Source organism: Olsenella sp. oral taxon 809 str. F0356 (assembly GCF_000233535.1).
GTDB lineage: Bacteria > Actinomycetota > Coriobacteriia > Coriobacteriales > Atopobiaceae > Olsenella_I > Olsenella_I phocaeensis.
Genome location: NZ_JH376563.1, coordinates 1151287 through 1168740 on the forward strand (window position 1 = coordinate 1151287; position 17454 = coordinate 1168740).

At 66.2% G+C, this 17454-nt stretch carries 19 protein-coding genes; 10 read left to right on the forward strand and 9 right to left on the reverse strand.

What is annotated here, in order from left to right:
* The first annotated feature begins 70 nt into the window (after positions 1-70).
* Positions 71-1192, forward strand: coding sequence for an AraC family transcriptional regulator (locus HMPREF1008_RS05225; RefSeq protein ID WP_009278810.1), 1122 nt, complete (start codon positions 71-73; stop codon positions 1190-1192).
* A gap of 125 nt (positions 1193-1317) precedes the next feature.
* Positions 1318-1875 (forward strand): GNAT family N-acetyltransferase, encoded by a 558-nt coding sequence (locus HMPREF1008_RS05230; RefSeq protein ID WP_009278811.1) that lies wholly within the window; start codon positions 1318-1320, stop codon positions 1873-1875.
* Between the two features lie 89 nt (positions 1876-1964).
* On the opposite strand, the gene HMPREF1008_RS05235 is transcribed toward HMPREF1008_RS05230, so the two are convergent.
* From HMPREF1008_RS05235 to HMPREF1008_RS05250, 4 genes are read right to left on the reverse strand one after another with little or no spacing between them, the layout of a single operon-like run.
* Entirely contained in the window at positions 1965-2306 is a 342-nt protein-coding gene (locus tag HMPREF1008_RS05235) for a YxeA family protein (RefSeq protein WP_009278812.1), read from the reverse strand.
* A gap of 60 nt (positions 2307-2366) precedes the next feature.
* The gene (locus HMPREF1008_RS05240) at positions 2367-3101 is read right to left on the reverse strand and encodes an ABC transporter permease (protein WP_009278813.1); all 735 of its coding nucleotides are present in this window, start codon (positions 3099-3101) and stop codon (positions 2367-2369) included.
* A gap of 1 nt (position 3102) precedes the next feature.
* The gene (locus HMPREF1008_RS05245; RefSeq protein ID WP_009278814.1) at positions 3103-3849 is read right to left on the reverse strand and encodes an ABC transporter permease; all 747 of its coding nucleotides are present in this window, start codon (positions 3847-3849) and stop codon (positions 3103-3105) included.
* Positions 3849-4748 (reverse strand): ABC transporter ATP-binding protein, encoded by a 900-nt coding sequence (locus HMPREF1008_RS05250; protein WP_009278815.1) that lies wholly within the window; start codon positions 4746-4748, stop codon positions 3849-3851. The genes HMPREF1008_RS05245 and HMPREF1008_RS05250 overlap by 1 nt, the downstream gene beginning before the upstream one ends.
* A gap of 235 nt (positions 4749-4983) precedes the next feature.
* On the opposite strand from HMPREF1008_RS05250, the gene HMPREF1008_RS05255 reads away from it, so the two are divergent.
* From HMPREF1008_RS05255 to HMPREF1008_RS05280, 6 genes are all read left to right on the forward strand, one after another.
* On the forward strand, positions 4984-5691 hold the full coding sequence (locus HMPREF1008_RS05255) for a response regulator transcription factor (RefSeq protein WP_009278816.1): 708 nt from the start codon (positions 4984-4986) through the stop codon (positions 5689-5691).
* The gene (locus HMPREF1008_RS05260; RefSeq protein WP_009278817.1) at positions 5688-6953 is read left to right on the forward strand and encodes a sensor histidine kinase KdpD; all 1266 of its coding nucleotides are present in this window, start codon (positions 5688-5690) and stop codon (positions 6951-6953) included. The genes HMPREF1008_RS05255 and HMPREF1008_RS05260 overlap by 4 nt, the downstream gene beginning before the upstream one ends.
* Before the next feature lie 163 nt (positions 6954-7116).
* Entirely contained in the window at positions 7117-8331 is a 1215-nt protein-coding gene (locus tag HMPREF1008_RS05265; protein WP_009278818.1) for an ATP-binding protein, read from the forward strand.
* Between the two features lie 52 nt (positions 8332-8383).
* A complete protein-coding gene (locus HMPREF1008_RS05270) occupies positions 8384-9592 on the forward strand; it encodes a sugar MFS transporter (RefSeq protein ID WP_009278819.1) in 1209 nt (402 codons plus the stop codon).
* Positions 9593-9618: 26 nt separating this feature from the next.
* On the forward strand, positions 9619-10290 hold the full coding sequence (locus HMPREF1008_RS05275) for a transglutaminase family protein (RefSeq protein ID WP_009278820.1): 672 nt from the start codon (positions 9619-9621) through the stop codon (positions 10288-10290).
* A gap of 195 nt (positions 10291-10485) precedes the next feature.
* Positions 10486-11301, forward strand: coding sequence for a class I SAM-dependent methyltransferase (locus HMPREF1008_RS05280; protein ID WP_009278821.1), 816 nt, complete (start codon positions 10486-10488; stop codon positions 11299-11301).
* A 159-nt stretch (positions 11302-11460) separates the two neighbouring features.
* Here the strand turns inward: HMPREF1008_RS05280 and HMPREF1008_RS05285 are convergent, their stop codons facing one another.
* The 4 genes from HMPREF1008_RS05285 to HMPREF1008_RS05300 all read right to left on the reverse strand — a co-directional run bounded on the left by HMPREF1008_RS05285 (position 11461) and on the right by HMPREF1008_RS05300 (position 15300).
* Entirely contained in the window at positions 11461-11973 is a 513-nt protein-coding gene (locus HMPREF1008_RS05285; RefSeq protein ID WP_009278822.1) for a GNAT family N-acetyltransferase, read from the reverse strand.
* A gap of 532 nt (positions 11974-12505) precedes the next feature.
* Entirely contained in the window at positions 12506-13984 is a 1479-nt protein-coding gene (locus HMPREF1008_RS05290) for an ABC transporter ATP-binding protein (protein WP_009278823.1), read from the reverse strand.
* On the reverse strand, positions 13981-14685 hold the full coding sequence (locus tag HMPREF1008_RS05295; RefSeq protein ID WP_009278824.1) for an energy-coupling factor transporter transmembrane component T: 705 nt from the start codon (positions 14683-14685) through the stop codon (positions 13981-13983). Before HMPREF1008_RS05295 ends, HMPREF1008_RS05290 begins: the two co-directional genes overlap by 4 nt.
* Complete coding sequence (locus tag HMPREF1008_RS05300; RefSeq protein ID WP_009278825.1) at positions 14686-15300, reverse strand: MptD family putative ECF transporter S component; 615 nt, start codon at positions 15298-15300, stop codon at positions 14686-14688.
* 148 nt (positions 15301-15448) lie between these two features.
* On the opposite strand from HMPREF1008_RS05300, the gene HMPREF1008_RS05305 reads away from it, so the two are divergent.
* Together HMPREF1008_RS05305 and HMPREF1008_RS05310 are read left to right on the forward strand one after the other, a co-directional pair.
* Positions 15449-16438 (forward strand): AraC family transcriptional regulator, encoded by a 990-nt coding sequence (locus tag HMPREF1008_RS05305; RefSeq protein WP_050796631.1) that lies wholly within the window; start codon positions 15449-15451, stop codon positions 16436-16438.
* Between the two features lie 192 nt (positions 16439-16630).
* Complete coding sequence (locus HMPREF1008_RS05310) at positions 16631-17053, forward strand: molybdopterin-binding protein (RefSeq protein ID WP_009278827.1); 423 nt, start codon at positions 16631-16633, stop codon at positions 17051-17053.
* On the opposite strand, the gene HMPREF1008_RS05315 is transcribed toward HMPREF1008_RS05310, so the two are convergent.
* On the reverse strand, positions 17050-17454 hold a 405-nt coding region (locus tag HMPREF1008_RS05315; protein ID WP_009278828.1), incomplete at its 5' end, for an IS481 family transposase. The two genes, HMPREF1008_RS05310 and HMPREF1008_RS05315, sit on opposite strands and share 4 nt — an antisense overlap.

Genomic DNA, 17454 nt, shown 5'->3' on the forward strand with positions numbered 1-17454 from the left:
TCCTTTCTCGTTCTGACATGTTAGCCTCATCTAACCGAATATAGACAAGGAAGACACGACGGAGAGACCCATGGGAAGAGTGGATAACTGCACCGAAAACATCCTGCATCTCACCGAAACGAGATTCGCGACCAAGTGGTACCAGAACCTGTCTCCATCGGGAGATGGTGGCTTCGACATGGACCTCGGGGCCGGGCGGGACGACGAGGCAAACCTGGCCAGGATACATGCGGTGTTCGACCCCATGATCGAGACCATCCACGGCATCCACCAGACGCAGGCCATCCGACGGGGGCTAGTGTCTCCCGGACAGGTCCGTCCCTATGGGAACACCTGGATCATCGACCCCGGGCGTGGCTCGGGGGAGTACTGGTACCACGTCATAGACTCCGACACCATCGTGGTCTCGATGAACGTCTCGCTCCGCGAGCGGGCGGTCATGGACGGGCACTCCACCGATATGGTCGGGCTCGGCTGCTACATGGAGGACATGCCGATGTTCTTCCTCGAGGGGCTCGAACGGCAGAGTCCGTCACTCGTCGGCTATGTCTGGAAGGGGCATCGCTTCCGGCAGGTCATCGAGGACGGCGCTCGGTTCAGCTCCTGCTCCATCTCGTTTCTGCCGAGCGCGATTCCCCGGCTCGCCCGCATTCTTCGGGTCACGCCCGCGCAGCTCCTGCATTCCGTGACGCTGCTTGACGGCCGGCGTGACATACCCGCCCTCACCGTGGCGCTCGGCGAGCTGGGAAACGCACGCCTGTGCAGGCTCATGGAGCCCGCGTACTATCGCGCCAAGGTGATCGAGTGCTTCGCATTGCTCGTGAGCGAGACCTCATGCTGCCCGCGTGGGCCTCAGGCCTCGTCGGCTCCGTCAGAGCAGCTTTGTGCGGCCATCCTGGCCTATGCCAAGTCGAACGTGGCGAAGGACCTGTCGACCCGGTCGCTGAGCCAGGCGTTCCACGTCAGCGAGCCCAGCTTGATTTCGACGCTCAAGAAGGTGACTGGCAGGACGCCACAGGAATGCGTGCGAGAGGTGCGCATGGAACATGCCCGAGGGCTGCTGGCCAACACCAGCCTCAGCGTGCGTCAGGTCGCCCGGTTCGTCGGCTACTCCAACCAGGGAGCCTTCTCGGAGGCGTTCAAGGCGGCCACCGGCTGCACGCCCACCTGCTACCGCAGGGACCGGCGATAGGCTCCGGACCTTGGACGGGCTCCGGGTTCTGGGGAAGTCGTAGCAATGGGGAGCTGGACGCCTGGGGCGCGTCATATGATGTAGTGGTCCATGGAATGCTGGCCGGGACGGACGAGGGGATTCCCATGGAGACGAACAGGCTCGTGCTGCGGCGCTGGGAAGACGGGGATGCCGCGGACCTCTACGAGTGCGCCAGGGACCCCGACGTCGGTCCCATCGCGGGCTGGCCCGCGCATGCGAGCGTCGAGGAGAGCCTGCGGGTGATACGTGGCGTTCTCAGGGTGCCGGAGACCTACGCGGCCTGTCTCAAGGACACGGGCCGCGCGATAGGCTCCATCTCGCTGAAGTTTAAGGGCAGCACCGACTTAACGGAACGAGACGACGAGTGCGAGCTGGGCTACTGGATCGGCAAGCCGTACTGGGGGCGGGGCCTCATGCCGGAGGCCGTCCGCGAGGTCCTACGGCGCGCCTTCGAGGACCTTGGCATGCGATGCGTATGGGCTAGCTACTACGATGGGAACGACAGGTCGCGACGCGTACAGGAGAAGTGCGGCTTCCGGTACCAGCGGACGACCGATGAGGTCGACGTCCCGCTCATGCACGAGGTTCGCAAGGGCCATGTGAGCAGGCTCACGAGTGATGAGTGGGCGTCCGACCTCGAGGATGGCTCGGCGCCAGCTTAGGGCCGCCCTTCTCCCGCCGCGGCTTTGTCATTCAAAAATCTGCGGATACGTCGAATTAGCTCGGTTCAAAATCTGCGGAGATCGGGAAGTCAGCCCAAGAGGTCGCGTGCCGGCTGCGGCAGCTGCTCCGGCTGGACCTCCTCCCACGAGACCACCTCGCGTACGGGCAGGTAGCCGACCTTGAGGTACGCGCCGTCCCTGAGCCGCTTGCCTGCGGTGAAGCTGAGCAGGCGGTGCGAACCCGTGGCATCATAGGCGTCGAGCGCGTACTCCCAGAGCTCTCCGCCCTCGTCGCTCTTGTCCTGCGCCACCGCGTCGTCCACCCGGACGTACCAGGTGGAGGCGTTGTCGGTGTTCGCCAGGTAGAAGCTTGCGACCAAGGCTCCCACCACGAGCAGGCTCGCCACGATGACCACGATTCTCTTTGTCATTGGTCCGGTCCTTTCTCTGCGTGATTCGTTTTTTTGGATGCGCTCGCCAATCTCCTGTGCCTATTCCGACACAGCCGCGGCGCGCGAGACCACCCAGGCGCAGGCAGCGGTTGCCGCGGCGGAGAAGAGGACGCTCGCCGCCACGAAGCTCGCGAGCTCGGCGGGCGAGAGGGCGCCGCTCCCGTTGCTGTTCGACGCCAGCTGCATGAGCGCCCAGGGCCACCACAGGCCCCAGCCCTTGGCCGTGAGCAGGAGGCCCATGACGGCGCCGCCGAGCGCCACTCCCACGGGGGCCGCGAAGCTGCGCACGAGCGATGACACGAGCAGCTGCACCGCCACGACCGCCACGCCACCCATCCATGAGAGCAGCAGGTAAACGACGTAGTTGGCAGACGGGAGACCCGCGATTCCCACCGCCTTGCCGCAGGCCACGAACAACGCCCCCGTCACGGCGAGCGCGACGCCCAGCATGCCCGCGCCCACCACGAGCTTCGCGACGACGACGCGCCACGTGGCGGCGGGGCTCGCGAGCACCTGATTCCAGTTGCTCCCCGCATGCTCGAGCCCCATGAGCCACGAGCAGCCCGCGCCCATGAGCGCGGGCAGGAAGAAGCAGAGCTCGAAGAGGGTGTGCTGCGCCCAGAGGTTCTCCCAGCCGGGTGTGAGCACCCCCAGGTTCTGCTGGTAGTTGAAGGTGCCTATCGTCGCCGCGATGAGGGGCAGCACCGCGTAGGCGATCCAGATGGGCGCGCGGCGCAGCTTGTCGACCTCCGCGCGCAGGGGTTGCGTCCTCATGCTAGAGCTCCTTTCTCGAGAACCAGGCGGCGGAGACGGCGATTACCGCGGCGCAGATGGCGGCAAGCAGGGCCGCGTCCCCCCAGGCGAAGGGCACGGTGTAGAAGGACGTCACATGCGTGACGCTGTCCCAGTCCATGCGCACGCACGAGAGCAGGCCAAAGTAGCCGCTGGGTACGAGGCGTTGGACGGCGGGTGGGAAGAAGAGGCTGAACAGGCCCGCGAGCGAGAGGGAGAGGCCCAGCGCAAGCGAGGCGAACTGGTTCTCCCAGCGCAGGGCGACGGCCTGCACGACGGCGGCCACCGTGAAGGTGGGGCCAATCTGGCAGGCGGCGAAGGCCGCGAGCCCTGCGATTCCCAGCTGGTCGGCGAAGCCCTTGTACGATGCCAACATGGCGAGTCCTGCGGTCTCCAGCACGACCGTGGCCGTGATGAGCACGAGGCTGCAGGCGAGCTTCGCGGCGAAGAGCGAGCCGGGGCGTTGCACGCACAGGAGCTCCTTCAGGGCCTGGGCCTCGTGGTCGGTCTCGCACAGGCGCGACGAGACGACTGCCGCGAACAGGGTCAGGACGATGGCGTTTATGAGAGGGGCCGTGTAGAGCATGGATGCCGTCCCGTCCGGCGCTCCCTGGGCGGCGCGTGCGGCGTCGGTCGCCACCCACATGAGGCAGAGCGCGGCGACGCCCAGGCAGATGAGCCACACGTTCTTGCGCCTGAGCTTCGCGAACTCGAGCGAGAGAGCCCTCATCACAGCCCCCGTCCCTCGGTGAGCGCGAGGAAGAGGTCCTCGATGCTCTCGCTGCGCTCCTCGATCCGCACGACGCCGATGCCGGCGCGCGCGAGCGCGAGGGAGGAGTGTGCCACCGCCTCGTCCCCGGCGAAGGGCGCGAGCAGCCAGCCGTCCTGTGCGCTGGCCCCCAACAGTGCGGCAGCGCGTGCGTCATCGGTCGTGCGGAAGGCAAGCTGTCGCCGGGCGCGTGCGCGCAGCCTCTCGAGGGGGCCCTGCCACACCATCTGGCCCCGGCTGATGATGCCCAGATGGTCGGCCATCTGCTCGACCTCCGCGAGCAGATGGCTCGAGACCAGGACCGTGGTGCCGTGCGTCTGGGGCAGCGCTCGCACGAGCGCGCGCATCTCGTGGATGCCCTCGGGGTCGAGGCCGTTGGTGGGTTCGTCGAGCAGCACGAGCCGGGGGTTGCCGAGCAATGCGGCCGCGAGTCCCAGACGCTGCTTCATGCCCAGCGAGAACTGGCCCGCGAGCTTCTTTCCCGTGTTGGCCAGGCCCACCGTCTCGAGGGCCTCGTCGATCGCGGAGGCGGGGAGCCCCTTGAGCCTGCGGACGACGTCGAGGTTCTCGCGGGCCGTGAGGTGCCTGTAGCAGCTCGGGCTCTCGATGAGCGAGCCCACGTGCGCGAGGACCTCCAGGCGGCTCTTTCTCTCCATGTGCTCGCCCAGCACGTCCACCCTGCCGTCCGTGGGGCGCACGAGGCCCAGGATCATCTTCATGGTGGTGGACTTCCCGGCCCCGTTGGGCCCGAGGAACCCGTACACCGACCCCTCCGGCACCCTGAGCTTGACGTTGTCCACGACGCGCACGCCGCCATACGACTTGGTGAGCCCGCTCGTGGCGATTGCCAGTTCGGCCATCTTCTCTCCCTTCTCGGCTGTGCTCCGCGCGATGCGAGAGCCGCGTCTTTACGTGGGACGGACCCTCTCGTGGGCCCGATTTCCTCCCGCGTCGCAAGACAAAGGCTAGGCGGCGCCGCTTTCGCGCCGCTGTCCCCAAGCTTTCGCGGGCCTTTCGTTTTTGGGCGGGACGGCGGGCATGGCGCGGAGGGGCCCCTCCGCTGGGATAGAATGCGAGAAAACGGGAGGTAGAGACATGCGTGACATCCATGAGGCACGGGTGCTTGTGGTGGAGGACGACCCCACCCTGCGCGAGCAGCTGCTCGCGATGCTCGCGCACGAGGGCTATCGCGACGCGCGCGGTGCGGGAACGGTCGCCGAGGCCCTGCCGACCGCCAGCACCTGGGCGCCCCAGCTGTTCCTGCTCGACGTGATGCTGCCCGACGGCAACGGCTTCGACCTGCTGCGCCGGCTCCGCGAGACGAGCGACGCGCCGGCGCTGTTCCTCTCCGCGCGCGACGAGGACGCCAGCCGCCTGCGGGGCCTGGGGCTGGGGGCCGACGACTACGTGACCAAGCCCTTCCTGCCGGCCGAGCTGCTGCTGCGCTTGGCGGCCGTCCTGCGGCGCAGCTATCGTCTGCAGGACGTGCTGCCCTCGGTCGCGCTGGGGGAGGCGGAGGTGGACCTTGCCACGGGAGAGGTGCGACGCGCCGGCGTCGTGACGGCGACCCTCACGGCCAAGGAGCACGCGCTGGCCAAGCGCCTCTTCGAGAGTCGCGGCGCCATCGTGACGACCGACGAGCTGTGCCGCAGCGTCTACGGCGACGAGTTCGGCTATGCCAACGCCCTCGCGATCCTCGTGCGCCGCCTGCGAGAGAAGGTGGAGGACGACCCCTCCCATCCGCGTTGGGTCGTCACGGTGCGTGGCCTGGGCTATCGCCTCTTGGGTGGGGGCTCGAGGTGAGGGGGCTGGCACACGCACGCGTGCGGGGTGGCCTGGGCATCGTCGCGTCCTGCGTCGTCGGTGCCGCGGCCATCCTGGCGGTCAACGTCCTGATCATGGGCCTCTCCCTCGTCGCGTCCGACTTCGCGGACGCCAAGGGCGTAGGTCCGGAGGCGGAGGAGGTGTCCCGGGCGCTCACGGGGCAGGACGGGAGCTACGCGCTCTCGGCGGACGTCACGCAGGCGCTGCGCGACCACGGCTGCTGGGCCCTGCTCATCGACGCGGGCGGCCAGGTGGCCTGGGGCCTCGACGTCCCGGCGGACGTGCCCGCCTCGTACGCGCTGGCGGACGTCGCGTCCTTCTCGCGCTGGTACCTGAGCGACTATCCCGTGTCCTGCTGGCGGCACGGAGGTGGGCTCGTGGTGGTGGGCGCGCCGAAGGGCTCCGTCTGGAAGTACTCCGTGAGCTCGAGCATCGAGTCTCTCGGTGCCACCGCCCTGCTCCTGCCGGTGGTCTTCCTTGCCGACCTCGTCGTGCTCGTCGTGCTCGCACGCCTGTTTGCCCGCCGGTCGTGGAGGCAGCGCGACAACGCCCGCAACGAGTGGGTGGCGGCGGTCTCGCACGACGTGCGGACGCCCCTTGCGGTGGTCGTCACGGACGCGAGCGAGCTGGCGGGGAGCCAGCGGCTCGACGGGCCCGACCGGGCGCGGGCAGAGCGCATTGTGGCAAAGTCCCGCGAGACGGCGGAGCTGCTCTCTGACCTCAACACGGTGAACCGCCTGCGCTACGCCATGGAACCGGTCGACGCCCGCGAGGTGCACCTTGCGGCGGTCCTGCGCCTGGTGGTGGCAGGCTTCCTGGACGGGGGAGCGGGTGGCTGCGAGCTGGAGCTTGACGTGTCCCCGGCGGCCGAGGACGCCTGCCTGCGGGGCAGCGAGGCTCTGCTGAGGCGTATGGTGACGAACCTCGTGGGCAACAGCATCCGCCACAACCCGCAGGGCTGCCACGTGAGGGTGTCGCTCGACGTGCGCGGCGGGCTGCTCGGGACGGCGCTCGGACGACGCTGCGTGCTCACCGTGAGCGACGACGGACGCGGCTTTGGCGCAGAGACGCTCTCCACGCTCAGGCACCGCCCGGGAGACGAGCTGCCCGAGCACGGGCTGGGGCTCGTCATCGTGCGGCGCATCGCCGCGGCCCATGGCGGGCGGGCGGGCTTCGCGAACGACGAGCGGGGCGGGTGCAGCTGCACCGTGGAGCTTCCGATCGTCGCACGACACGCGTGACGAGCGCGGCCGGGGGTGGCATCGCCATCTCTCCCGTGAGGTTGCCACCGGTAGCCGCCTGGCGATGATCAGGTCTCACCTGAGAAATTTGGGAATACCATTCCCAAATTTGACAGCAAATTGAGCACATAAGAAAATGGACCCCAACGAAGGGGGCCATATCATGTACATATCCAGGGAAGTCGAGAAGACCATCGATGCCATGCTCACACAGGGCAAGGTCGTGCTGGTCACGGGCGCCCGGCAGGTGGGCAAGACCACGGTCCTCAAGCATCATCTGGGCAGCGCCTTCGACTACGTCACCATGGAGGACCCTGCCGCATACGCACAGGCAAAGACCGATGCGGTGCTGTTCTTCGAAACGCGCTCCCTGCCTCTCATCATCGATGAGGTGCAGCGCGCGCCAGAGCTGTTCTCCACGGTCAAATGGATAGTCGACCAGTCGGACCAGAGGGGCCGAATCGTTCTTACCGGCTCCCAGACATACCACCTCATGAGGGGCGTGAGCGAGTCACTGGCCGGTCGCATCAGGATCATCGAGATGCCACCGCTCTCGCTGCGCGAGCTTGTGGGTGCTGCCGACACCCCGCACAAGTACGTTCCCTCCATGCGCAAGATAGAGGACGTCACGGTGCCCGAGGGCTTCGACCTGTGGTATCACATCCATCGCGGCAGCATGCCGGAGCTGCAGGATCCCTCGATCGACTGGGACGCCTTCTACACCGACTACGTGAGGGCATATCTGGAGCGCGACGTGCGGGACCTCATTAAGGTCAAGGACGAGGCAAAGTTCTATGGCTTCATGGTCGCCTGTGCGGCGCGCTCCGCACAGCTCCTGAGCACGACCGACATAGGGAATGCCATCGACGTGGATCACAAGACGGTCAAGGCGTGGCTCTCCGTGTTGCAGGCGTCCGGCATCGTGCGTGTCGTCGAGCCATTCTTCCCCAACATAGAGAAGAGGCTCACGAAGGCGCCGAAGATCTTCTTCATGGACACAGGGCTCGTGTGCCACCTCACTCGTTGGACAACACCCGACCAGCTACGCTACGGAGCTGTGGCGGGTCACGTCTTCGAGACCTTCGTGGTGTCCGAGATTCTGAAGAGTCACATGAATGCAGGCGCTAACATGCACGACATTTGGTTCTATCGAGACTCCAGAAAGAGAGAGATCGACCTGGTCATCCAGGACGGCCGCACGTTGCACCCCGTCGAGGTAAAGACAGGCGCACTCGTCAAGAGGGACGCAGCGAAGAACTTCTCCTGTCTTGAGGGGCTGCCCGACTACGAGGTGGGATTCGGCCACGTTGTCTGCCAGGCACGGGAGCCCTACCTCTTGACCGAGCGCGTCGAGGCGGTGCCCGTGTGGGCGATATAAGGAAGTGGCTGTAGGGGAATAATGGCTGCGCAGCTTCGGGGGAGAGGGACCCATGCCACCAAGGAAGACATACGGACGAACGCTCCTGGCATGCTACCTGGGCTTCGTAACCCAGGCCATCTGCGCCAACTTCGCACCCCTCCTCTACGTGACCTTCCATAGGACGTACGGGATCGGGCTTTCGCAGCTCGCGCTGATCTCGACCGCCTTCTTCCTCCTGCAGCTGGTGACGGACCTCCTGTGCGCCAAGGTGGTGGACCGGGTGGGGTACCGTCCCTGCGTCATCGCTGCCGAGCTGCTGAGCGGATTGGGGCTCCTGGGACTTGCCGTCGTTCCGGACCTGATGCCGTCTCACCTTATCGGGATCCTGCTCTGCGTCGCGGTCTACGCCGTCGGGTCAGGCCTCACCGAGGTGCTGGCGAGCCCCATCATCGAGACCTGCCCCTTCGAGAACAAGGACATGGTGATGAGCACCCTCCACTCCTTCTACTGCTGGGGGTCCGCCGCGGTCATTCTGGGTTCCACGGCCTTCTTCGCCCTCTTTGGCATCGAGTGTTGGAGAATCCTGGCGGCGATCCTGGCGGTCGTCCCGTTGGCTAACGTCTACAACTTCGCGACCTGCCCCATGGAGACCCTGGTCGAGGACGGGGAGGGCATGGGAGTGAGGCAGCTCCTGGGCAACAGGGCCTTCTGGCTCTTCGTCGTGCTCATGGTCTGCGCCGGGGCGTCCGAGATATCGATGGCCCAGTGGGCGTCCGCGTTCGCCGAGTCCGCCCTGGGCGTGACCAAGACGGTGGGTGACCTCGCGGGTCCCTGCGGCTTTGCCCTCCTGATGGGTCTCTCGCGGGCCCTCTACGGCAGGTTTGGCGAGAAGGTCGACCTGACCGTGTTCATGGTTGGCTCCGGGGTCCTGTGCCTTGCCTGCTACCTGCTGGCGGGGCTGTCCAGCGTTCCTCTCCTCGGCCTGGTCGGCTGTGCGCTGTGCGGCTTCTCGGTCGGCATCATGTGGCCGGGGTCCATCAGCATCTCGTCGAGGGCCATGCCCAGGGGAGGGACGGCCATGTTCGCCCTGCTCGCCCTGGCGGGAGACCTGGGCGGCTCCGTGGGACCGTCGCTCGTCGGCAATGTGTCCCAGCACTTCGGCAACGACCTGCGGACGGGGGTGCTCGCGGGGGTCGTCTTCCCGGCCGTGCTGGTCGCCTGCGCGCTTGCCGTCCGGAAGGGTTCGTCCCCGCTCGGGCAGGGAGGTGAATGCGCGTGACGAGTCGGTATCTGCAGGAGACGGCGATGCTGGACTACTCGAACCCGTCCATCCAGGGACTGATAGAGGTCAGGGGCTGGAGGGAGCTCGGCGAGTTCGACCGCCTCAAGGCCATCTATGACTTCGTGAGGGACGACGTCGCGTTTGGATACAACGTGGACGATGGCATCCCGGCGTCCAGGGTCCTCGAGGACGGATACGGCCAGTGCAACACGAAGGGCACCCTCCTCATGGCCCTGCTGCGCGCCTGTGGCATTCCCTGTCGGATACATGGCTTTGCCATCGACAAGAAGCTGCAGAAGGGGGCGATGAGTGGCTTCGTCTACAGGAGGGCGCCCCAGCACATACTGCACAGCTGGGTCGAGGTGCACTTCGAGGGCAGATGGTACGAGCTCGAGGGCTTCATCCTGGACCGGGAGTACCTGTCCGGGTTGCAGGAGCGATTCGCGGGCTGCACCGGCCCCTTCTGCGGCTACGGTGTTGCGGTGAGGGACTTCCGGCACCCGACCGTCGACTTCGACAGGAACGACACGTACATACAGAGCGAGGGCATCGTCCAGGACTTCGGGGTGTTTGACTCTCCGGACGAGCTGCTGCAGGACCATCGGCAGGAGATCTCGGGAATCAAGGCCTTCGCGTACAGGCACCTCGGGAGGCACCTGATGAATCGCAACATAAGGAAGATACGGGATTCCTGAGCTTCTCGGGCGCTACCACGGTGGCAAGCTTCTGGTAATGGCTGCCGATCAAGGGGACAAGTGGGCGGGAGGTGCGCATTCTAAATCTGGAATGTACGCCTCTCACCTCTGAGCTGCGAATTTGCTGCAGAGCGCGCATTCCAGATCTAGAATGTGCGCAGGGCAAAAACGGTGGGGAAGAGAGGTGCCGGGAACATGGCGGACAGGCAGCTCGGCGTGTTGGAGGACACCCTCTACGTTCCCATGCTCGGCAGAATCTACGCAAGCGAGAACCACAGGTCGATTCTCTACGACAGGAAGGCGTTGGGGCTGAAGGCGCATCTTCCTCGGGAGGTCGTGGAGAACGACTCCCAGACGCAGTACACATACCTGGCTTCTGCAGTGCGCTCAGCGAACATGGACCGTTTCATCGCCGACTTCCTTGCGGACAGGCCCGAGGGCGTAATCGTGCAGCTCGGTTGCGGTCTCGAGACGACCTACTATCGCGACGACGACGGTCATGCCCCGTGGTATGGGGTGGACCTGCCTCACGTCATCGACTACCGCAGGACGATTCTGCCCGAGACTGGTCGCGAGCACTACATAGCAGGCGGTGCGTTCGAGGAGGACTGGCTCGAGCGGGTCAGGAGGGAGCATTCCGGTGCGCCGCTCTTGGTCACGGCGAGCGGGCTGTTCTACTACTTCGAGGAGGAGCAGGTTCTGGGCCTGATTCGCATGCTTCAGGGCAAAGGCGACATTCAGCTTCTTTTCGACGCCGTGAGCAAGTCCGGCATGTTCATGATGCGAAAGAAGTACATGAAGACGGTCGGGCACGAGGATGCCCGAATGTTCTTCTACGTCGACTCGGCTCGCGAGCTGGCTTCCAAGGTGGGCGGCAACGTGACCGTCCTGGCGGAGGAGAACTTCTACTGCCACGTCAGCAAGGTGGGTCTCAGGCTCTCGACCAAGCTGAGCATGCGCGTCTCGGATCTGCTGGGTATGGTGAAGATGGTCCACCTGGGGCTTTCCTGACCCCTTTGGGCAGCGTGAGACACGGTCCTCTCGGTGGCTGACGTCCTTAAAAGTGTTGCATCAATCGTTTTTACGTTCTAGTTTTTGCGTTTTACATCAAATTTCAGGACGTAACGTTGCGAGAGGGCCGGGCGACTTCCCTTGTCGCATGCGCCCTGCCTACTCCCAGCGTCCGTCGAGGCGCTTCACGAACGAGAACATGAGACTCCCCTTTCCGCTGGCATCCGCTGGCCCCGTCTCTGGGTCTTTGACCAGGTCGATGATGTGGAAGCCGCACTTGCTCAGGTAGAAGTGGATGTTTCGCACCTCGAAGTAGGGTGTGCACAGCGTCCAGGCAACTGCGTCCGGGTAGCGCTTCTCGATTGCCTTCCAGAGTGCGGCTCCGATTCCCCTTCCGTGCGCGTCCGCCCTGACGTAGAGGAGGGCGCACTCGTGCTCATGAGTCTCCTCGTCGAGGAACAGCACCGTGCCACCGACGCGCCTTCCCTCGCAGGTGGCGACCAGGGCGACTGCGCCTGGGTTTGCGAGGGACTCGTCGATGTCCTGCCTGGGCAGCACGGGGAGGGGCTCGTCGTCGCTCGCCGCATCCACGGCAAGCTGGAATGCCTCCTGCATCTCTGCGGCGAACGCATCGGTGTCTTGTGCTTGCAGCGGCTCGAGCGTGACGTCCATGGTCTTCTCCCTTATGTGAGAAGCCCGGGCGCCGCACACGTCAATGCGCGACACCCGGGCTCACCCGGCATCTTCTCTGACAGGCGGCCTGCGGGCCAGCCGGGCCCACGATTCCCTACGCTACGGCGTACTGTCCTCCGATGTGTTGTCTGCCGGATTATAGCAAGGCGTCGTTCGTTGCGGCAGGCGCGTGTCTCTTCTGCGAAAGCGTCCATCGCGTTCGGGTATTGCTCGAAAGCGTCCATCGCGTCCGGATTTCGTTCGAAAGCGTCCGACGCGTCTGGGGACAGAATCTGACCAGGGATTTTGTCGATGGCCAGACGCGTTTGACGTCGTCGGCGATTTTACGGACGCGTTTGGCGTTGTCAGAGCTGCAGTAGACGCGTTTGACGTCGTCGTCAAGTTTTCGGACGCGTTTGACGTCGTCGGCGCTGCGGCAGACGCGTTTGACGTTGTCGGTGCCGTGGCAGGCGCACTGGGCGTTGTCGGCCTTGCGCCCGGGTTGCGCGTCAGCGCCACCTCGGCCGTTCCGTCACGTTCGACCGACGTGGACGAGCCGCCCAAGCTCACCTTGCTCTGCGGGCACGGGCAGCACGACGCCTCCTTCCAGGTACAGGCAGCGCGTGCAGGCGCAGGCGATGAGCTCCAGGTCGTGTGTCGCGACCAGTATCGCACGGCCCTGCTGCGCCAGTGCCTTGAGCAGCCGGGCGACGCGGCGCATGCCGTCCAGGTCGAGCCCGCTCGTGGGTTCGTCGAAGACGAGCACGCGCTTGTCGGCTGCAACGCAGGCCGCTACGGCAAGGCGCTGCTTCTGACCTCCCGAGAGCGTGGCGGGATGCCTGTCGTCAAGTCCCCCGAGGTCCAGGTTGAACAGGAGCCGCGAGACGTCGACGTCCCTGGCCCGACGCGTGGGCAGCCCGAACGTGACCTCGCTGGCGACGCTCTCGGCGAACAGCTGGTAGTTCACGTCCTGGAACACCATGGAGGAGATGCGCGTCCGCTCCCTGCGCGTGGCCTTTGCCCCGTCGACAGCCACCACGCCTTTCGCCTTGCGCTCGAACCCACAGAGCGACCTGCAGAGGGTGGTCTTGCCCGCGCCGTTCCTGCCCACGAGGGCCACGACCTCGCCCCCATCCAGCTCGATATCGGCATCTCTCAGAACGGGGACGGAACCGCGGGAGAGCGAGAGGCCATGTGCCGCGAGCAGGGGAGGGCCCGTGCGAGGCGCATCGTCACGCGCGTCCGGCGGAATGACCATGCCGCCCGCCTCCCGCGCGCGCAGGCCCATGAGCTCGACCTCCCGCGCGTCGAGCGACAGGAACTCGGCCGCCTCCATGCTGCGCTGGACCCTGCCGCCATCCAGGTAGACGTATCGGTCGGCGACGTCCGAGAGCCACGAGAGGCGATGCTCCGCCACGAGGACCGCACAGCCCCTCTCCTTGGCATGGCGCACGAGGCGTGCCATGTCGTCGATCGAGGGCAGGTCCAGGTTGCTCGTCGGCTCGTCGAGCAGAAGGTTCGTGGGGCGCAGCGCCCAGATGCTCGCAAAGGCGATCTTCTGGCGCTCTCCGCCCGAGAGCTCGAAGATGCTGCGGTCTGCAAGGGACGAGATGCCCAGCTCGTCGAACGTCTCGCCCACGCGGGAGCGAATCTTGTCCTCGCGCCACCCCGCGCTCTCCAGCGCGAATGCCACCTCGCCCGTGGAGTCGACGTTGAAGAACTGGGTGCGCGGGTTCTGGAAGAGCGAGCCTGCCCTCTGGGCGATCTCCCAGGTGGCGAGCTCGTCGACGCCGGTGCCATCCAGGGCGACGCTCCCGGACTTCCTCCCGGGGAAGAATCGGGGCGCCAGTCCGTTGGCGAGCCTGAGCAGGGTCGACTTGCCGCAGCCCGACCGACCGCAGAGCACGACCACCTCGCCGTCCCGCACGGAGAGCGTCACGTCCTCGACATCCGCCCGCCCTAGGCCGGGCGGCGCTCCATACGTGAAGGAGGCATGTTCGAAGGCAATCATGATGCCAGCCTCAGCGCAAGCATGCCTGCCGTCACGGCCGCGAAGCCCGCAACCAACACGAAGTCGAGCCTCCTCATCTCAAGGTGCAGGTAGCACGTGCGTCGCGCGGGGTTCTCGATGCCTCGTGCGACCGCCGCCATGGCAAGCTCGTCGGAGGTGCGGCTTGCGCTCATGAGCAGGGGGACGTAGACGCAGTCGATGGTGCGCATCGGCGCTCGCGCGAACCCCAGGGGGCTTGGCGACACGCCTCGCATGCGCATGGCGTCACGTATGAATCCCCAGTCCTCGCGTATGGTCGGCGCATAGCGCAGGGCGACGGCAAGGGGAATCGTCACGCTGCGCGGCGCTCCCATGCGTGCCAGCGCGCCCATGAGCTCGTTCACGTGCGTCGTGGACACCGTGGCGTAGGCCATCAGGCCGCACGCGAACACCTTGCGCAGGAGGAGAAGGAACGAGGCGAACAGGGTGCGCAGCGCCACGTTGCCCAGAAGCGGCGTGAGCTGCGCACCGACGAGCAGGGCCGCATACAGGGCCAGCGCAAGCACGCTGGTCCCGCCTTTGCCAAGGGCCGCCCCAAAGGAGGCTGCGAGCGCCATGAGCAGGAGCTCGCAGGCCATGTTCGGGGCGAGGGCCACGGAGGCGGCCATGCATGCCAGCGCCACGAGCTTCGTGCGCGGGTCGAGGTGACGCGCTTCCCCCATCTAGGCCGTCATCCCGGCCTTCGCGAACTGGCGGCGCAGGAGGCGCATGCCCACCAGGCCGCTGACGACCGCGCACGCAACGGTCGCGACCAGCATCGCCGGCAGCATCCAGGACGTGGCTGTCGAGAACATCGTGTCCATGTATGCCTGCTCGGCCCCCTTGCCCACGAGGTACGAGGCGTATCCGCTCGGGTCGACCCAGAGCATGAGGTAGGACCCCATGGGCGAGAGGGAATACACGACGAAGGCCACGAGGTTGAGCGCCTTGTTCCTGAAGCCCCCGACGCCCGCGACGACGTCGGCGACGACCCCCAGGACGACGCAGGCCACCGACCAGCCCCAGTACATCCCCGTCGCAAACACGACGAGCCCCTCGACGACCCCCAGGACGACCAGCGGGCCGTGCTTGGGAACCTTTGCGACGAGCAGCAGGTACACGGGGCCCGTGAGAAGAGCGGATGCGGCCGGCATCCAGAACGTGAGCACGGGGTTGGAGGCGAAGAACATGCCCCCCACCATCATGAACACGAGGTAGAGCGCCGAGAAGATGCCCGTAGTGACAAGGTCGCGCGCGGCGAGGCCGCCGCCTCCCGCCATCAGATTCTCCTGCTCCATCACGTATGTCCTTTCATATCATGTTATATGACACTAACTTTCTCTTGCGAGTGTATGCAAGGGCGGGAGAAGCGGCAGCATGTTCGAGGGTTTCCCGTCCAATCCTCGCTCGTTTGCGTCCCATCGGCATAGGAGGAAAGGACGACCGGTGAAGGTTACGTTGCAGGAGCGGGCGCTGATTGCCGCGGGGTTTTCCAGGGAGCCTTCGCCGGAGGGCTTCGGCCCGCTCTGGCGCTCGTATCGGGTGCGGAACGAGCGCTGCCAGGGCTGGTTCCACTCCCTTTCCCCGGAGGACGAGCCATGGAGCGTCAGCATCCACGACTTCGTCATAAGGGACGACTTCGTGATGAACTTCGATTCGCCCAGGTACCTCACCGTGACCTGGTTCAGGTCGATCGCGGGCGAGGAGTTCAGCCCCTATCGCAAGCTCAGGCCCAACAGCATATGGGGCCAGAGCATAGGGGGAGGCCCGTGGAGGGGAGTCGCCCATGGGGGCATCCCCGTGCAGAGCGTCTCGATCGAGGTGACCCCGGAGTTCTCGGCGCGCTTCCTGGACCTGGAGTACGAGGGGAAGTTCCGCAACGTCGAGAAGGCCTTCGTCTCGCTGGGTCGCAACGACGAGTTCCCCGAGATGAAGGCCCTGCTCTCGGGGCTCTGGCCCCAGCCGGGCGACGAGGGCCGCAGCAAGCTCTTCTACGGGGGCAAGGTGCTCGAGGCGATGAGCCTCATCGTCGAGAGGACGAGGCGGGAGGCACCCGGAAGCCGCAGGGCGGCCAGTCCCGCCGACTGCGAGCGCATACACGACGTGGTGTGCTACATCGACGACCATTGCGCGGCGGACCTGCGCGTCCCCGACCTCGCGGCCATGGCATGCATGAGCCCGACCAAGTTCAAGTCGACCTTCAAGCTCGTCACCGGCATGACGGTCATCGGCTACGTCCAGAGCCGACGCATGAGCCAGGCGGAGCAGCTGATGCGTCGGGATGACCTCACCATAGGGCAGATAGCGCATGCCGTCGGCTACGCGTGCGCGGGGCGCTTCTCGGCGGTATTCAAGCGCGAGGTGGGGATGCTCCCGAGCGAGTTCAGGAAGTCGGTCGTCGCCCGGCGCTGCCAGGGCGGAGAGCCCAATCGTTGAGCCCCGGCACCTGCCGGAGGTGGAGGACGGGTGGAGGGAGGCTCCGCAGACGGGTGCCCTTCGATGTCGAGGCGATATGCTGGTGTCACGTCACGGGGCTGCCGGCGCTCGTCCGCCGGTCCGGCATCCGGGGCAGTGGCGGGCACCTTGCCGCCAAGTGGCATTCGGTTTTTCGAGAGAGTGCGAGGCATCATGAGGATCAGCGCGCGCAACCAGATCAAGGGCACCGTCAAGGCAGTGCGGGAGGGCGCCGTCAACGCCGTCGTGACCATCTCGTTCGGCGACCAGAGCCTGATCAAGTCCGACATCACCATGGAGGCCGTGAAGGAGCTCGGACTCGTCGAGGGCAAGGAGTGCCAGGCCGTCATCAAGGCCACGAACGTCATGTTCGCGACCGAGGAGCTCCCGCAGCTCTCGGCCCGCAACCAGATCGAGGGCACGATCGTCAAGGCCCAGCTCGGCGCTGTGAACGCCTCCGTGGCGCTCGAGGACGCCGACGGCAACCGACTCACCGGGTCGATCACCAACGAGGCCGTCAAGCAGCTCGGTCTCACCGAGGGCATGAAGGCGGTCGCCATCATCAAGGCGACCGACGTCCTCGTGGCAGTCGACTAGGTGTTGTGTGCCATGACGTTGTTGACACCGACTATGCGTGACGTCGGCGGGAGGCCTCCGCAGGCGCCGTGGGGCCGCTCCCAATTGTAGCGCCCCAGGAAGGCCGGGAGCGCCCCGGCCCTCCCCTCGTCGCCCCCGTACGCGCGGGCGTACTGCCACTCCTGGGCCGGGGCGCGGCTCGTCCTCTCGGCCTTGCCGCTCTGCCAGGGGCCGTACGGCCTGGTGTAGACGTGCCGGATCCCCGCCGCGTCGGGCCGCTCGTTGAACGCCCTCGAGCGGTAGCCGCCGCCGTCGTCGGTCATGACCCCCTCGGCCTCGACGCCGACGCCGCGGAAGAAGCCCCTGGCGCGCTCCGCGAACCCGCGGCAGGCCTCCCTGCGCTCGTCGCCGAGCGGCTCCGC

What these genes read in the sequence shown, in the direction of transcription:
- HMPREF1008_RS05250 (WP_009278815.1), bottom strand. Translation starts at nt 4,748, where the DNA reads ATGGCCGAACTGGCAATCGCCACGAGCGGGCTCACCAAGTCGTATGGC.
- HMPREF1008_RS05275 (WP_009278820.1), top strand. Translation starts at nt 9,619, where the DNA reads ATGCTGGACTACTCGAACCCGTCCATCCAGGGACTGATAGAGGTCAGG.
- HMPREF1008_RS05295 (WP_009278824.1), bottom strand. Translation starts at nt 14,685, where the DNA reads ATGGGGGAAGCGCGTCACCTCGACCCGCGCACGAAGCTCGTGGCGCTG.
- HMPREF1008_RS05285 (WP_009278822.1), bottom strand. Translation starts at nt 11,973, where the DNA reads ATGGACGTCACGCTCGAGCCGCTGCAAGCACAAGACACCGATGCGTTC.
- HMPREF1008_RS05225 (WP_009278810.1), top strand. Translation starts at nt 71, where the DNA reads ATGGGAAGAGTGGATAACTGCACCGAAAACATCCTGCATCTCACCGAA.
- HMPREF1008_RS05265 (WP_009278818.1), top strand. Translation starts at nt 7,117, where the DNA reads ATGTACATATCCAGGGAAGTCGAGAAGACCATCGATGCCATGCTCACA.
- HMPREF1008_RS05235 (WP_009278812.1), bottom strand. Translation starts at nt 2,306, where the DNA reads ATGACAAAGAGAATCGTGGTCATCGTGGCGAGCCTGCTCGTGGTGGGA.
- HMPREF1008_RS05270 (WP_009278819.1), top strand. Translation starts at nt 8,384, where the DNA reads ATGCCACCAAGGAAGACATACGGACGAACGCTCCTGGCATGCTACCTG.
- HMPREF1008_RS05230 (WP_009278811.1), top strand. Translation starts at nt 1,318, where the DNA reads ATGGAGACGAACAGGCTCGTGCTGCGGCGCTGGGAAGACGGGGATGCC.
- HMPREF1008_RS05280 (WP_009278821.1), top strand. Translation starts at nt 10,486, where the DNA reads ATGGCGGACAGGCAGCTCGGCGTGTTGGAGGACACCCTCTACGTTCCC.
- HMPREF1008_RS05290 (WP_009278823.1), bottom strand. Translation starts at nt 13,984, where the DNA reads ATGATTGCCTTCGAACATGCCTCCTTCACGTATGGAGCGCCGCCCGGC.
- HMPREF1008_RS05310 (WP_009278827.1), top strand. Translation starts at nt 16,631, where the DNA reads ATGAGGATCAGCGCGCGCAACCAGATCAAGGGCACCGTCAAGGCAGTG.
- HMPREF1008_RS05240 (WP_009278813.1), bottom strand. Translation starts at nt 3,101, where the DNA reads ATGAGGACGCAACCCCTGCGCGCGGAGGTCGACAAGCTGCGCCGCGCG.
- HMPREF1008_RS05300 (WP_009278825.1), bottom strand. Translation starts at nt 15,300, where the DNA reads ATGGAGCAGGAGAATCTGATGGCGGGAGGCGGCGGCCTCGCCGCGCGC.
- HMPREF1008_RS05245 (WP_009278814.1), bottom strand. Translation starts at nt 3,849, where the DNA reads ATGAGGGCTCTCTCGCTCGAGTTCGCGAAGCTCAGGCGCAAGAACGTG.
- HMPREF1008_RS05255 (WP_009278816.1), top strand. Translation starts at nt 4,984, where the DNA reads ATGCGTGACATCCATGAGGCACGGGTGCTTGTGGTGGAGGACGACCCC.